Here is a 15,479-nt window from a genome sequence, read left to right as displayed (position 1 = left end):
ATAATAAGTGCAAAATATACGAACTCACACTAGTTAAATATACGAACTAGTATAATCATTAGCATATTTATTAATTAAGAACTGCTCTTAACCCTAGTAAATATGCTGTTTTAAGCGATATGTTAATAGTTCTTATATTTATTACTATATGAACAGTGCAAAAAAGCTGTCGTAATTTGAAATTGATATTATTCTACCTATTACACCTATACGAGTTTACCATAATATTATTATGTAAACTATGTATATAATTTCTATAAGAAAGGGAAAATAATTATGGATTTAGAACCCAATATAATAGATATGACTATTATAATAGACAAGTATATTAACCATCTAAAAATAAATAGATTATCTAATGCTACAATTAAAAATTACAAAGTGACCCTTTATCAATTTATTAATTTCGTATTAGAAAATAGAGGAACTCAATATGTTGAAGAAGATAATATTAAAACAATAGTTGATAATTTTCTAGAAGAGCTTGATAATGACAAATATAATTACAAAACAAGAAGTATTAATGCAAAACGAAATACACTAACTGGCTTATTTAAATTTGCTAACGAAGAAGAATTGATTCATATTAGCGTTACACATAAATTGAAATCATTGAAAATAGACGCTACAAAAGAAAAACCTATACTAACTAAAGATGAAATAACTAAATTATTGATCTTTTTAGAGAAAGAAGTAAGTGAAGAATCTAGGAAAGAATACGAAGTATTAGAAGAAAAATATATAAATACCTATTATAAAATTAGAAACAGATTTATATTCAATTTATTTCTATATACTGGTTTAAGGATTTCTGAAACCGCCAAAGTTATGTGGGATGATATTAACCTTGAGAGTAAATTGTTGACAGTCACTGGTAAAGGAAATAAAACTCGATGGATTCCTCTTAACAGTAAACTTATGTTTGAATATTTCAAGTATAAAACTGCTACAGAACGTTTAGAAAAAAATGTAAAAAGAGAAAATATCAAAATCAATAAATTGATTTATTCAAGTGTTTATTTATTTCCATCCCTATATAGAACAAATATGGATATGCCAATTTCCACTAGAAGAATAACAATTATAATAAAAGATTTGTTAGAGCGATCAGGAATAAACACTAAAAGAAATGATAACAAAAAGATAACACCCCATAGTTTAAGGCATACTTTTGCAACGTATCTATTAGATAGTGGTGTGCCAGTCAGAATAGTAAGTGATATTCTGGGTCATAGTAGAACTAGTACAACATTTGATAATTATATACAAATTATTAATAAAAATAGAATGTTTGATGAAATTGAAAAATTACAATTTTAGTAACATTATTAGTTTACCATAAAATATTTATGTAAACTGACAACGTTTAAAAATATTTTTTAAGGAATTACATAAAAATTCTTTTCAAATATCAATATATCTGTATAATATAGTATTATAATAGAATATCAAATAATAATACTTTTGACTGACATATAAGGAGTACAATAATGCTTAACTTAAATAGAGAACTAGTGCAGTGTATTAAAGATAATCATCTTGAAAATGATTTATTAAAAGGTAAATTCGGTATAGAAAAAGAAAATATAAGGATAAATAATAATGGTGAACTAGTCAAAACTCCACATTCAAAACATTTTGGAGATAAATTACTAAATCCATATATAACAACGGATTTTTCAGAGAGCCAGGTAGAGATGATTACACCCGTATGTAATTCTATTGATGAAGCATATAATTACCTGGAAACTATACAAAATGTTGTTTCGGTAACAATTGATAATGAATTCTTATGGCCTGAAAGTGTACCTCCTATACTACCAAATGAAAATGAAATCCCATTAGCAAGGTATAATACTAATGAAAAACTCGTAAAAAATAATGCAAATATGTATAGAAAATATTTAGCGGATAAATATGGTAGAAAAAAGCAATTGATATCAGGAATTCATTTGAATTTCTCATTAGATGATGATTTCATTAATAAATTATATAATAGCAGCTTATCTCAATTGTCATATAGAGAATATAAAGACGAAATGTACATGAAAATAATGCGTAATATTACTAGATTAAGCTGGTTTATTATTAAAATGTTTGGTAGTAGCCCTGTAATACATGAAACGTATTATGATAGTTGTAATTTAGAAAATCTTAAAATAGATAAATTCAAAAATACTATATCTATCAGGAACGGTAGATGTGGGTATAAGAACATCAATAATTTCTATGTACCTTTGAATTCCCTTGAAAATTACATTACAAGTATTAGAGAAATGATTGATTCTGGTAAATTAATAGGATCAAAAGAATATTATAGTGTGATACGTCCCAAAAGTAATAAAGGTAATCTGAGTGCAATTGAAAAACATGGTATAGATTATTTAGAGCTAAGATTATTGGATATTAATCCTCTTTTTAAGCTAGGTGTAAATATTAGTGATTTATATTTAATTCACTTATTAATTATACTTGCTCTTATCTTAGAAGATAGTGAAATGAATGAATCATTATTTTATGAATCAATCAATAATAATCAAGTTGTAGCTGAGAAGGGAAGAATGGATAATCTTAAAATCAATTGGAAAGGAAAACGTGTTGACGTTAAGTCAATGTCACTTCATATAATGGATACAATAGAAGAAGTAGTTAATATTATTGATCCTCCAATAGAAACATATAAAAATATTATAGCCACTTACAGAGATATGGTTATAGATAATAAAAATCTTTATTCTAGTATTATATATGAACAAATAAAGCAAAAAGGCTTTATAGAATTTCATATCAAAAAAGCTATTGATTATGCTAAAGACAGTCTCTCGAAAAGATTTAATTTCATAGGATATGAAGATATGGAACTGTCTACTCAGATATTGATATTGGATGCAATAAAAAGAGGTGTGAAAGTCGAGATTCTTGATAGAAATGATAACTTTATCATGTTATCGGCAAAAGATAAAGTAGAATATGTTAAACAGGCAACCAAAACCTCAAAAGATAATTACAGTACAGTATTGATAATGGAAAACAAATTAGTAACCAAAAAAATACTTGAAAGCTCTGGTCTAAAAGCACCTTTAGGTGAAGAATTTACAAAGATTGATTTAGCACAAAAAGAATATTATAGATATAACAATAAAAATATAGTAATAAAACCCAATTCAACTAATTTTGGCATAGGTATTACAATCTTCAAAGAAAGTTTTACTGAAGATGAATATAAGACAGCACTTGATTTGGCATTTCAACAAGACGATACCATATTGATTGAAGAATTTATTGAAGGTAAAGAATATAGAGTTTTAGTTATTGATAATAAGGTTGCTGGAGTGTTATTAAGGGTTCCTGCCAATGTAAAAGGAGATGGGACTAGTTCTATAAAACAGTTGGTTATGGAGAAGAACAAAAACATATTAAGAGGGCAAAATTATAGAAAACCATTGGAAAAAATCAAGTTGGGAATACCTGAAAAGATGTTTCTAACTCAACAAAAGCTTGATTTTGATTCTGTAATAGAAAAAAATAGAATTGTCTATCTAAGGGAGAATTCTAATATCAGCACAGGTGGGGATAGTATAGATTATACAGATGTTATCTCAGATTCTCTTAAAGAAATAGCGGTAAAGGCTTCCAAAGCTGTAGGAGCATCTATTGTAGGAGTAGATTTAATGACAAAAGATATTACAGGCGAAGCTACTGATAATTATAGTATAATAGAATTGAACTTCAATCCCGCTATCCATATACATTGTTATCCTTATAAAGGTAAGAATAGAAAAATAGGAGAAAAAATACTAGATTTGTTGAATCTTTAACTTTGAAACTAATACTATATAAATTAAATAAAAATAGTGAAACGCAATAGATGATTTTGCCTTTTGCTATTTTTTTATAATTATATACACTAAAACATGCTATATATTGACACTAAATACAAATAAATATATAATTATATTAAATGCGTAATTAGTCCAATAAATACATTACATATAGAATTACAATTAAAATAAGTATTACATAAATAATTATTGGTGTGGCTAAGTTATGCATTATATCATATTAGTAATTGGAGATATAACAATGAAAAAAAGATTAGTGTATATTTTAATAACTCTTATAATTATTGTTTTAGGATTATTGTCTAGAGAGATAAGAGGAATTCCTTTATTCATGGGCGATGTTTTTTGGGCTATGATGGTATTCTATATAATAGCTATATTACTAGATAAAAAATCTGATCTATTCATATTTGTTTCAAGTGTGATAATTACATATATAGTTGAATTTACTCAACTCTATCATAGACCATGGATAGATGATTTTAGGAGAACACCAATAGGACATATATTATTAGGACAGGGTTTTTTATTTTCTGATCTAATTGCATATTTAGCAGGTATTATTATCGGTTATTATATCAAAAAAACAATAGACAATAAATTTTTTAATTATAAAGAGTATAAATTAGAGGAGAGGTAGAATGCATAAATATTGTATGGATCTATTAGTGTGTCCATTGTGTAAGAAAAATTTAGAATGGAACATTATAGATGAGAGTGATAATAGAATCATCAATGCAGAGGTAAAATGTTTATCCTGTGGTGCGGAATATGAAGTTAGAAATGAGATTGCAGTGTTTTTAACCGATGCTTTATCTAGAAATGATTTATGGGAAAATGTTGAAAGTGGATTAGATAAATACTTTAAGGAAAATCCAGATAAATATGATAAACTTATGAACACACCAGAAGATAAATTAAGTGCAGCAGATTATTGGTATAAAGCTGTTTATTTAGAGAGTAAAAGTAATTATAAGAAAAGTACTTCGATGTTCCAGTCAGCTATGGAAAAAATATATACAAAAGATTATGTTGATGGTTGGAACAGTCAAATGAATTATATAGTCGATATTATTGAAAATGATCATCCAATAGTTGATATAGCCAGTGGTAAAGGATATCTAGTTGAAAAATTACTTGCAAACAAAGATAATTATGTTATAGCAACTGATTTTAGTCCAACAATACTTATGAGAAATAAAGATTATTACATATTCAAAGGCTTATACGATAAATTAAGTTTGATTGCTTTTGATGCAAGGAAAACTCCATTTAAAAACAATAGTATTGTTAATTTAACTAGTAATATGGGACTTCAGAATATAGAACAACCTGGTGAAGTAATAAAAGAAATGTATAGAATAACTAAAAATAATTTTACACCTATAATGACTTTCATTGATAATGATGATACAGTCCATATGGATCTATTTAATAAATTCGGTTCTACAGCATATGCTACTAGAAAAAATGCTACTAAAACATTTACAACAGCGGGATGGGATATGGATATCTGTAATTCATATTTAGCTGATATTGAACCAACACCTATTGGAGAAATCATAGAATCGGCTTCCATAGATGGATTTCCTGTTCAAGATACTAAGATAGAATATTGTGTAATTCATGCTAGAAAAAAAGAATACTCATAATACTATATTTTAATAGTATTATGAGCAATATGAAAGTAACAGAATCATTACAATTATACAGCCTTCACAATAATGCTATTTAATATTTATTACCGTATTAATTTATTAATTATGCAATATCTTATGTACCATACTCGTTGTTAGTTTCTGCGGTTAATGATTGAACATACAATTTTTTCAGCATTTGTTTATAGTTGTATTTTATGACAGAACATCTGTAATCATCGTTCACATTATCTTTTATAATTCTATGAGGGCATCCTCCCATACAAATGGGCAGGAATTTACATTTCCTGCACTTGATATTATCAAGTGGATTAAACGAAATCCATTTTAGCAATTCTTTATTTTGATACATTGGTATCTCTTTCGGGCATTTACTTATATGTCCAACGATTCCTGAATCTTCTCCAATGCTATCCCAACATTTTAAAAGATTGCCATCTGGATCAACAAGATAATTATTGAGGCATATAGCTCTACAACAATTACAATTACTTCCGTCAAAATCAAAATTAGTACTAAAACCTGCTTGTTGAATTATCTCATATAACTCAGTCTCAATACCTGCAAAACTGGGAAAATCGAAACATTTTGTTGGAAATGTGGTTTCATTAACTTTTTTCCCTGCTCCAAAAGGAATTATAGGGCTAACATAAATATTTATTTTATTCTTTAGATTATTGAATTTAGTTGAATTCAATAGTCTTTTTAATTGCCTATAGTTATCTTTCCCAATATTAATTCTTACGTTGATATTTATTTTTTCACATGCACTTGAGATATTATCTAGGATTACATCATATGACTTAGTGTCCATAGAATATTTACATGAGAAAGGTCTCATAGTATTATGAATATCATGAGGGCCATCAATTGTAACTTGTATAGAATCAACCTTATATTCTATTAATTTATCTATGTTTTCAGCAGTAAGCAAAGAACCATTAGTTATAATACAAGCATCATAGTCTATACCTAATTTTTCACTCATTGCAATAAATACTTGTGATAATTTCCATATAGTATCAGACGCAAGTAAAGGTTCACCTCCATACCATGCTACTGAAAAACGTTTTTTACCTGCTAAATTGACAGCAACAAAATTAATAAGTTGATTTATTGTTTTATTTGACATATATGTTCTAGCATTGTTTTCATAACAATATGAGCAATCAAAATTGCAATCAAGTGTGGGAAGAATAGTTAGAGATAATATATCTGTTCGAAATTTGTGATAAGATAATCTTGTTTGAATATAGTTCAATTCATCAAAATCATCTGAGATTAGGAAACGTCCTTCTATTAACTTTTCTAATAGGGGAATCGGTATTTTATCTTCGGTGTTTTTTTGAATTAATGTATAACTATCTTTTGATATAGTTATAATAGCTCCAGAAAGTAAATTGGCAAGAACAAGTTCATTAGTATTTAATTCAGATGTGATATTGTAATAAGATAATTTCATCACTTATTTGAACACCATGACATATTTCCTGCTCCATATTTAGTTCCTGGTGGTGGTTTAACACAACAATGTTTGATTTTTATTTTTAGGCAACAATGTTTCATGAATCCTCTGTCTATTTTTTGTGTTTCGTCGGCTTTCATCTGATTAATGATTTTCATAAAATCTACTAATGGCATTGATTCGATATCTGAATCTTCTCTAAATCTTTCAGGAATCTCAACATAAGGTACTTCATTCTTAATCTTAATGATCCAATCTTCTTTTTCTGATATTTCAATCATCTCCTTATATAAATAGTAATAATTATTAACATTTGTAAAGAACTGTATTAGCATGTAATTTTTGTATATATCCATTATATAATAACAGTTATATTATTTCAATTACTTCGTGATTGGTTTATTATAGTTAAAAAAATATAAAGTATTTTATTGAATATATTATTACTTAATATCTATATATTGTTAATGAATAAATTAATTAATGCTATTGATAATAACTATTTATTGTAAAAGAGTAGTAGTGTATAATAGAATTAATATAAAAGAGAAAGAGGTTATAACAGTGGATGTAATAATTAGAAAAGAAAACAGTGATGAATATGGAATAGTTAATGATGTAATAAAATCTGCTTTTTTCAAAGAAAATAAAATATCTGATTTCAATGAATGGAATTTAGTTAGTGATATAAGAAATTCTCCATATTACATAAATGAACTTTCATTAGTTGCAGAGTATGATAATAAAATAGTAGGTCATATAATGTATACACCAATGTCTATTATAAATGATGGCAATATAAATGAATCCCTAGCTTTAGCACCTCTATCCGTACATAAGGATTACCAAAATAAAGGTATAGGCTCAAAATTAATGACAGAATCCATAAAAAAAGCCAAATCATTAGGATATACTTCAATCATAGTATTGGGTCATCCAAAATTATATAAGAAATTTGGATTCATTGAAGCGTTAAATTATAATATAGGTCTTGATGAGGAATGTAACAATCCATACTTATTTGCATTGGAATTAGAAAAAGACTCACTATCTAATGTAAAAGGTATAGTTAAGTATTGTGACCCTTTTTATAGTGATGGAGAACTAATCTAATATTGTTAATATCCATATAGAGTTTTTCATGTATATTTTATAGTAAAAACCTAATAATAACCATATTAAGATATGAAAGGTTGATTAGTATGAAAATAGAAAGAGCTCAAGAGATTTTCGATTCAAAAGGTGTTATTGATGTAAATTACAATGGGAATCCTATATGGATAAAAAGTGTAAATCAAGAAGAACAAACAGCTGAAATTGAAATGTTGGATGCACCAACCAATAATGAAGTTGTTAGTGTTAGAGAATTGAATGAAATGAATATATAAATAAAATATTAAAAATGTATAGTATATTATTTATGCAGGGATAAACTCTGCATTTCTTTTTACATATAAATAAAAGTTATACTTTGTTAAATAAAGAGATGGTAGAACTTTTATATTCTATTTATCATATTGTATAGATTAAATTTAAATTGATTATCAGCTGATTTTTTGATATATTTATCTTTAGTTAAATTATATGATTTATTACTGTACGAAAGTTGAAAGGAGTTTTTTTAGTGGCTAGAGAATACAGTGGAAAAAACATTAAGGTACTAGAAGGATTAGAACCTGTTAGATTAAGACCAGGTATGTATATAGGCAACACTGGAACAAGAGGATTACATCATTTGATATGGGAAATAATAGATAATGGTATAGATGAACATTTAGCAGGTATGTGTAATCAAATCAATATAACACTAAATGAAGATAATTCTGTTAGTATTGAAGATAATGGAAGTGGTATACCTATTGATTTGCATGATAATACAAAAGATTATCCGAAGGCACAATATCCTAGAGGAATTACAACTGAAAGAATAATATTTACTGTACTTCATGCAGGAGGAAAATTCGATCAAGATACATATAAGTATTCAGGAGGACTACACGGAGTTGGTGCATCAGTTGTTAATGCATTATCTTCTAAATTCACAGTTGAAATATATAGAGGTGGTAAAGTATACATTGATGAATATAAAAGTGGTGGAAAAGCAGTAACATCGCTTGATAATGGAGCATTAATACCTATAAGGAATACAAGGAAAAGGGGTACGAAAATAACTTTTTTACCTGATGTTGAAATCTTTGACCAAATAAAATTCAAACCTAATATCATAAAAAAAAGAATGAAAGAAATAGCTTTCTTGAATAGTGGATTAACTACTATTTATCAAGATAATACATTACCTCAACCTGAGAAAGTGGTTTATCACGAAGAAGATGGTCTTATTGGATTTATCAGAGAGATAAATACTACCAAAACCAAACTTCATGATGATGTGATTTATATTTCTGATAATAAAGATGGTGTAATAGTTGAGATAGCTCTTCAATTCACCAACGATTTTACAGAAAATATATTTTCATTCTGTAATAACATCAATACCCAAGAAGAAGGAATGCATGTTTCGGGATTCAAATTGTCTTTAACAAGAATAGTCAATAAATATGCTAAGGAATTATCGGTTTTTAAAGGAAAAGGCACCCTTGATGGTAAGGATGTAAGAAACGGATTAACAGCTATAGTGTCCGTGAAAGTACCCGAACCACAATTTGAAGGTCAAACAAAAACCAAACTTGGTAATACGGAAGTAAGGGGTATTGTATCAGATATAACATATTCTCAATTAGAGCAATATTTCGATAGAAATGAAAAGACTATAACTAAAATTGCAGAAAGTGCAGTTAGATCACATACTATAAGAAAGACAGAAGCAAATGCCAGAAACAACATTTTAAAAAATCAATCTAAAATATCTTCTAATGGAAAATTAGCATCATGCAGATTATCACTAAATGAGAAAAAAGGTATTTTAACTGAACTTTTTTTAGTAGAAGGAGACTCAGCTGGTGGATCAGCTAAACAAGGCAGAGATAGACGTTATCAAGCAATACTACCTCTAAAAGGGAAAGTACTGAATACTGAAAGAAGTAAAATCAGTAAAATACTTGAAAATAAAGAGATAGTATCAATAATAAATGCACTGGGAACAGGATTCGGTGATGGTCTATTCGGTAATAGGTCAAGTGAAGATTTTAATATAAGCAAATTGAAGTATGATAAAATAATTATAATGACTGATGGTGATGTAGATGGGGCTCATATAGCGACACTACTATTGACATTCTTCTATAAGCATATGCCTGAACTGATTATTAATGGAAAAGTGTACTTAGCCATGCCACCATTATATAAAATAAAATCATCGAAAACAGAATTATATGCCTATAATGATAGAGAATTAGAAAAAATACTGAAAAAAATCAGAAGAAAAAATACTGAAGTCCAGCGTTACAAAGGTTTAGGAGAAATGAATGCAGAACAACTATGGGAAACTACAATGAATCCTCAATCAAGAACTCTAAAAAAAATACAGATAGAGAACTTAATTCAAGCTGAAGAAACCACAGCGCTATTAATGGGAGAGAAAGTACCGCCAAGAAGAGAATTTATTAACAGCGAAGCTGAAAATGCCAATATAGATTCTTAGGGAAAGGAAGCTAATGATGAAAAAAAACGTTAAATTACCGGATCTTACAAATCAGCATATAATAACAACAGATTATGAAGATGAAATGAAACAGTCATATATAGATTATGCAATGAGCGTAATTGCAGCAAGGGCATTACCGGATATTAGAGATGGATTGAAGCCTGTTCAAAGAAGAACACTATATGCAATGAAAGATTTGAATGTGACACCTGATAAACCATATCGTAAATGTGCACGTATAGTTGGAGATACTATGGGTAAATATCATCCACATGGGGATGGTTCAATATATAATTCTATGGTTAGAATGGCTCAAGATTTTACTTATAAGGAAGAGCTGATAGATGGACATGGTAACTTTGGTTCTATTGATGGCGACGGTGCTGCTGCAATGAGGTATACAGAAGCTAGATTGAAACCTATTTCTCTGGAGCTGTTAGAGGATATTGATAAAGATATAGTTGAAATGAAAACTAATTTCGATGAAACTCTTATGGAACCAACCATTTTGCCTGCTAAATTTCCTAACGCACTGGTTAACGGTATGACAGGTATTGCCGTTGGTATGTCAACCAATTTTCCTACACATAACCTAGGAGAAATTATTGACGGTACTATAGCGTATATTAATAACGAAGACATAACCATCAAAGAACTTATGACATATATAAAAGGTCCAGATTTTCCTACAGGAGGTATAATAGCAAATAAAGACCAGTTAGAAAGTATTTACTCTACAGGTAAAGGAAAAATTAAAATAAGAGCTAAAATAGATATTGAAAAAATTAATAATGGTAAAAGTAATATAGTCATTAGAGAAATACCATATACTCTAATAGGGAACAAATCCATGCTAATTGAAAATTTAGTCGATCTAGTGAGAAATAAAAAATTAAATGGCATACAAGATATACGAGATGAAAGTTCAAGAGGAGAAATAGAGATTATTATAGAAACAAAAAAAGATGTTGATCCTTATAGATTAGTCAATAAATTATATGGCAAAACAAGGTTAGAAGATAATTTCAGCGTTAACATGCTTGCATTACATGAGCAAAAACCATATCTGTTCAATCTAAAATCTGCTATACAGAAGTTTGTTGAATTCCAACAAGATATTTATACTAAACGTTATAGATACTTACTAGATCAAGAACTTGATAAAAAAGAAGGAACAGAAGGTTTGCTCAAAGCTTATGATGAAATTGATATCATTATTGAAGCAATTCGTGGAGCTAAGAATGCAAAAACAGTTAAAAATTGTTTAATTACTGGTGATACGACTAATATTAACTTCAGAACAAAAAAAAGTGAAAATCGTGCCAAAAAATTCAACTATACTGAACGCCAAGCAACTATAATTTTAGAAATGAGATTATACAAATTAGTTGGCCTTGAAAAATTAGAAGTAGAGAAGCAGTATAAACAAATAATGAAAAAAATTAGCAGATATGAAAAAATATTAAGCAATAAAAATGTACTAAATAAAACAATCATATCTGAACTACAAAGAATAAGCGATAAATATACTAGTAAACGTAAAACCGTATTAAAAAATCTAGAAACACTTATCATAACAGACGAAAAAATAGTTGAAGATGTATATGTATTGGTGGACGATAAAAATTATATTAAATCAATTGATATGGATACTTTTGATAAAAACAAAGATAAACTCGAGTTAGAGATGACATGTATAATTAAAGCTACTACTGAGGATAAAATTTGTTTGTTTGATAATAGGGGTTATTTATATAAATTAAAAGTCGGAAATATACCAAAAACTAAATTGAGTGATAAAGGTACTGCTATAAGTGTTTTGACGCAGATAGACGAAAAGAATATAATCATGATCAATAAACTATGTACTGATGATAAATTATTATTTTTAACCAAATATGGATTAGTTAAACAGGTAGACGCTTCTGAATTCAATAGTTCACGTTCAAAAATAACAGCGACTAAGCTGAATGATGATGATAGCATTATAAAAATTATTAGTATGCATAATGAAGAACTATTGATTACAGTTACAGCTAATGGTTTTGCATTAATTATAAAGACTGAAGAAGTTCCTAATCAGAAAAGAACTGCTAAAGGAGTTAATTTAATTAAACTAAATAGCTCAGATCATATTGTTGATGTAGCGTTTATTGATTCTGAGCAAAAAACTATTCAAATTAATGTGGATGATGAAATTAATAAAAAGAATATTTCAGCCATAGGAATTAAAAAAAGAAATTCCAAGGGTAAACAAATTTTTCCTGGTAATAAAAATATTATTGGATTTTCATAAAATCCAAATTACTTAAAAGGTAATTCTTTCAAAAAAGATTCCATGGTATTAGCTAATTTTAAATACTTAAATGCTGCTTTATAGTTATGCATTAGATTATAGAGTTCACTTATACTTTTATATGCAAAAATATGGTATATGGAATTTTCAAATACTTCTAATTTGGAAATTCCAATTTTCATTTCTATCAATGCATCATCAAGATTCCCTATTTTCATTAAGGCAAGACCATGGTATATTTTAGCAGACCACATGAAAAGGTAGTCATGTTTATGTAAATACCATGTATTTGTATCCTTATAATTGATTTTATTGAATAAATCTAGACTCATCTTATAATTTTTCAACAAATAATTTGCTTTAGCCTTTTCAATCATATAAAAGATCAGTAAATCTTTACGTTCACTTTTAACCTCTGTTAAATATTCAAGTGCTTTAGTAGGTTTATCATTTATATTTTCATATTGAGCGTAATTAATATTAATAAGTGATAATCTGAAATTATCTTCAGTAAAAACAGAAAATTGTTTTGCTTTTTTTATATTATATAAAAATAGCTTATTGTTATTATTAATTAGATTAATACAGGCTAATGTCTGATAAATCATATCTGAATTGTAATATATATGTTTTTCTTTAGATAATCTTATAGCATCATTTAAAAGAATAATTGCATTCTCAAAATTACCCAAACTCGAATTAATCATGGCTTTTAAATATAAGTAATTCAATTCAAAAAAATAATTTTTAATTATTGATTGATTATATTTATCCATAGCTACATCTAAAATATCAAGACATGTTTTATAATCATACTCTTTTACATATCTATTTATCTTTTCCATTTGTGCCATAGCAGCATCTGAAAATAGCTGATTGTTTTCGTATATTTTTATTGCTTTATCAATATTTTCTTGACTTTCATGAAATAAGTTTAATGCACCTAAGCATTCACTTAGTTTAAATAATATATCCCCATTTAATTTACCATACTGACTAAAATTATATGTTTTGAGAAGTAAGTTCAATTTTTCTATAGCTTTTTTATACTCCAATTTATTTATCAATATATCAATACTTTTTAATTCATCATTTATAATGTTTAAAGGTAAAACATTTCTATTGCTTTGATCCAAAAAAAAGGATACTGGTTTGTTTAGTCTGTCAGCTATTATTTTCAAATTTTTCATGGAAGGTGTTGCTATATTATTTTCAATTTGACTTATCATACTTTTTGTCATGTCCTTATCTGCTAGTTGTGATTGTGTAATATGTAATTCTTTTCTTATTCGTTTTATTTTACTGCCTAGAGATTCCAATATAATTACCTCCACATTGATCTTATAATTATTATAGTACAATAATATTTGATTTTCAATACATTACCATATAAAGTTAAATAATATTAAACTTATAATTGACACAGCAATTTTAAACTTATATAATTATGCTATAAGGTTAAATATAATTTAACACAAAGGAGTGAATATATTGAAATCAAATTATTCAAGTTACATAAGTATATCTAAAAAGATTAATATTAACAAAACTATGCAATACATAATGGTTAGAGGTGATATTAATAATCCCATTCTTTTATTTTTACATGGAGGTCCAGGTATTCCATATAGTCCTATCGCACATGAGTTTCAGAAAAATATTGAAAAAAGTTTTTTAGTAGTGAATTGGGACCAAAGAGGTGCAGGTAAATCTTATAATAGTAGTATAGCTGTAAATACCATGAATCTTGACCAATTTATATTAGATACTAAAGAGGTAGTTGATTATTTAATAAAAGAATATAACAAAAACAAAATTTTTATGGCTGCTCAATCTATGGGAACCGTTTACGGATTAATGACTGTATATAAATATCCAGATAAGTTTTATGGATATATAGGATCAGGGCAAATGATAGATACATATAAAAGTGAAAAATTATCATATGATTTTATATTAAATAAAGCTAAAGTGTTAAATAATATTGAAGCTGTAGAAGAACTATTGGAAATAGGCAATCCTCCATATGATAATCTCATAGAAGATATAGGAAAAGAAAGAAAATGGTTGAACATATTAGGATATATAGAAAGGAACAGTAATTATTTCAAGATGTTAACTGATAATTGCAGTGAAGAAGAAATTGATATTATAATGAAAGGTCAAGAAGTGTCTATTAAACATTTGTTTACTGATATATATAAGAAAAACATTGATTTTAATAAAACCATTAAAAAGATAAAAGTTCCTACGTACTTTTGTATGGGAAGATATGATTATGTAACCCCTCAAATTATCGTTCAACAGTATTGTGATAAATTAATTGCTCCTAGAAAAAGATGTATATGGTTTGAGGAATCAGCCCATTTTCCAGAAATAGAAGAACCGAATAAATATTATAATACATTGATAAATATCCTAGGTGATACATTTAATTGACATTGGAATCAATTTAGTTGACCAATCTTATTACCCCCATATAAAATATATAAATTAATAGTTATATCTTGAATATATTATTATAATATGATAAGGTCAAGTATAAAGATATTAACTGTTTAGTCTATATAATAACAAGACATAGTCTCTTTATTCGAAAATTTAATTGGGGGTA

At 27.2% G+C, this 15,479-nt stretch carries 12 protein-coding genes; 9 read left to right on the top strand and 3 right to left on the bottom strand.

The genetic code is table 11. The annotated features are described in order from the left end of the window. Positions 1-276: 276 nt before the first annotated feature. From QMG30_RS06405 to QMG30_RS06390, 4 genes are all read left to right on the top strand, one after another. Positions 277-1,320 (top strand): tyrosine-type recombinase/integrase, encoded by a 1,044-nt coding sequence (locus QMG30_RS06405; RefSeq protein WP_281813554.1) that lies wholly within the window; start codon positions 277-279, stop codon positions 1,318-1,320. A 170-nt stretch (positions 1,321-1,490) separates the two neighbouring features. Continuing rightward, positions 1,491-3,818 carry a bifunctional glutamate--cysteine ligase GshA/glutathione synthetase GshB gene (gshAB, locus tag QMG30_RS06400; protein ID WP_281813552.1) on the top strand — a complete coding sequence of 776 codons (2,328 nt, stop codon included), beginning with the start codon at positions 1,491-1,493 and terminating at the stop codon, positions 3,816-3,818. A gap of 265 nt (positions 3,819-4,083) precedes the next feature. Further along, positions 4,084-4,482: a ribosomal maturation YjgA family protein gene (locus QMG30_RS06395; protein ID WP_281813550.1), complete on the top strand. Its 399-nt coding sequence runs from the start codon at positions 4,084-4,086 to the stop codon at positions 4,480-4,482. A 1-nt stretch (position 4,483) separates the two neighbouring features. Continuing rightward, positions 4,484-5,494, top strand: a complete 1,011-nt coding sequence (locus tag QMG30_RS06390; RefSeq protein ID WP_281813548.1) for a methyltransferase domain-containing protein — start codon at positions 4,484-4,486, stop codon at positions 5,492-5,494. Between the two features lie 121 nt (positions 5,495-5,615). On the opposite strand, the gene QMG30_RS06385 is transcribed toward QMG30_RS06390, so the two are convergent. Both QMG30_RS06385 and QMG30_RS06380 read right to left on the bottom strand, forming a co-directional pair. Next, the gene (locus tag QMG30_RS06385) at positions 5,616-6,962 is read right to left on the bottom strand and encodes a radical SAM/SPASM domain-containing protein (RefSeq protein WP_281814265.1); all 1,347 of its coding nucleotides are present in this window, start codon (positions 6,960-6,962) and stop codon (positions 5,616-5,618) included. After that, on the bottom strand, positions 6,962-7,246 hold the full coding sequence (locus tag QMG30_RS06380; protein WP_281813546.1) for a hypothetical protein: 285 nt from the start codon (positions 7,244-7,246) through the stop codon (positions 6,962-6,964). Before QMG30_RS06380 ends, QMG30_RS06385 begins: the two co-directional genes overlap by 1 nt. Before the next feature lie 283 nt (positions 7,247-7,529). On the opposite strand from QMG30_RS06380, the gene QMG30_RS06375 reads away from it, so the two are divergent. The 4 genes from QMG30_RS06375 to QMG30_RS06360 all read left to right on the top strand — a co-directional run bounded on the left by QMG30_RS06375 (position 7,530) and on the right by QMG30_RS06360 (position 12,865). Then, positions 7,530-8,078 (top strand): GNAT family N-acetyltransferase, encoded by a 549-nt coding sequence (locus QMG30_RS06375; protein WP_281813544.1) that lies wholly within the window; start codon positions 7,530-7,532, stop codon positions 8,076-8,078. Positions 8,079-8,167: 89 nt separating this feature from the next. Continuing rightward, positions 8,168-8,353 (top strand): H-type small acid-soluble spore protein, encoded by a 186-nt coding sequence (locus tag QMG30_RS06370; protein ID WP_281813541.1) that lies wholly within the window; start codon positions 8,168-8,170, stop codon positions 8,351-8,353. A 236-nt stretch (positions 8,354-8,589) separates the two neighbouring features. Next, positions 8,590-10,566: a DNA gyrase/topoisomerase IV subunit B gene (locus QMG30_RS06365; protein WP_281813539.1), complete on the top strand. Its 1,977-nt coding sequence runs from the start codon at positions 8,590-8,592 to the stop codon at positions 10,564-10,566. A gap of 16 nt (positions 10,567-10,582) precedes the next feature. Then, the gene (locus tag QMG30_RS06360; RefSeq protein ID WP_281813537.1) at positions 10,583-12,865 is read left to right on the top strand and encodes a DNA gyrase/topoisomerase IV subunit A; all 2,283 of its coding nucleotides are present in this window, start codon (positions 10,583-10,585) and stop codon (positions 12,863-12,865) included. An 8-nt stretch (positions 12,866-12,873) separates the two neighbouring features. Here QMG30_RS06360 and QMG30_RS06355 read toward each other — a convergent pair whose 3' ends face one another. Next, positions 12,874-14,184, bottom strand: coding sequence for a helix-turn-helix domain-containing protein (locus tag QMG30_RS06355; RefSeq protein WP_281813535.1), 1,311 nt, complete (start codon positions 14,182-14,184; stop codon positions 12,874-12,876). A 172-nt stretch (positions 14,185-14,356) separates the two neighbouring features. On the opposite strand from QMG30_RS06355, the gene QMG30_RS06350 reads away from it, so the two are divergent. Beyond that, positions 14,357-15,304, top strand: a complete 948-nt coding sequence (locus QMG30_RS06350) for an alpha/beta fold hydrolase (RefSeq protein ID WP_281813533.1) — start codon at positions 14,357-14,359, stop codon at positions 15,302-15,304. Positions 15,305-15,479: the final 175 nt, after the last annotated feature.

The organism is Vallitalea longa (assembly GCF_027923465.1).
GTDB classification, from domain to species: domain Bacteria; phylum Bacillota; class Clostridia; order Lachnospirales; family Vallitaleaceae; genus Vallitalea; species Vallitalea longa.
The sequence above is the reverse complement of the archived record's forward strand: the minus strand, read 5'-3'. Positions and strand labels throughout refer to the sequence as shown.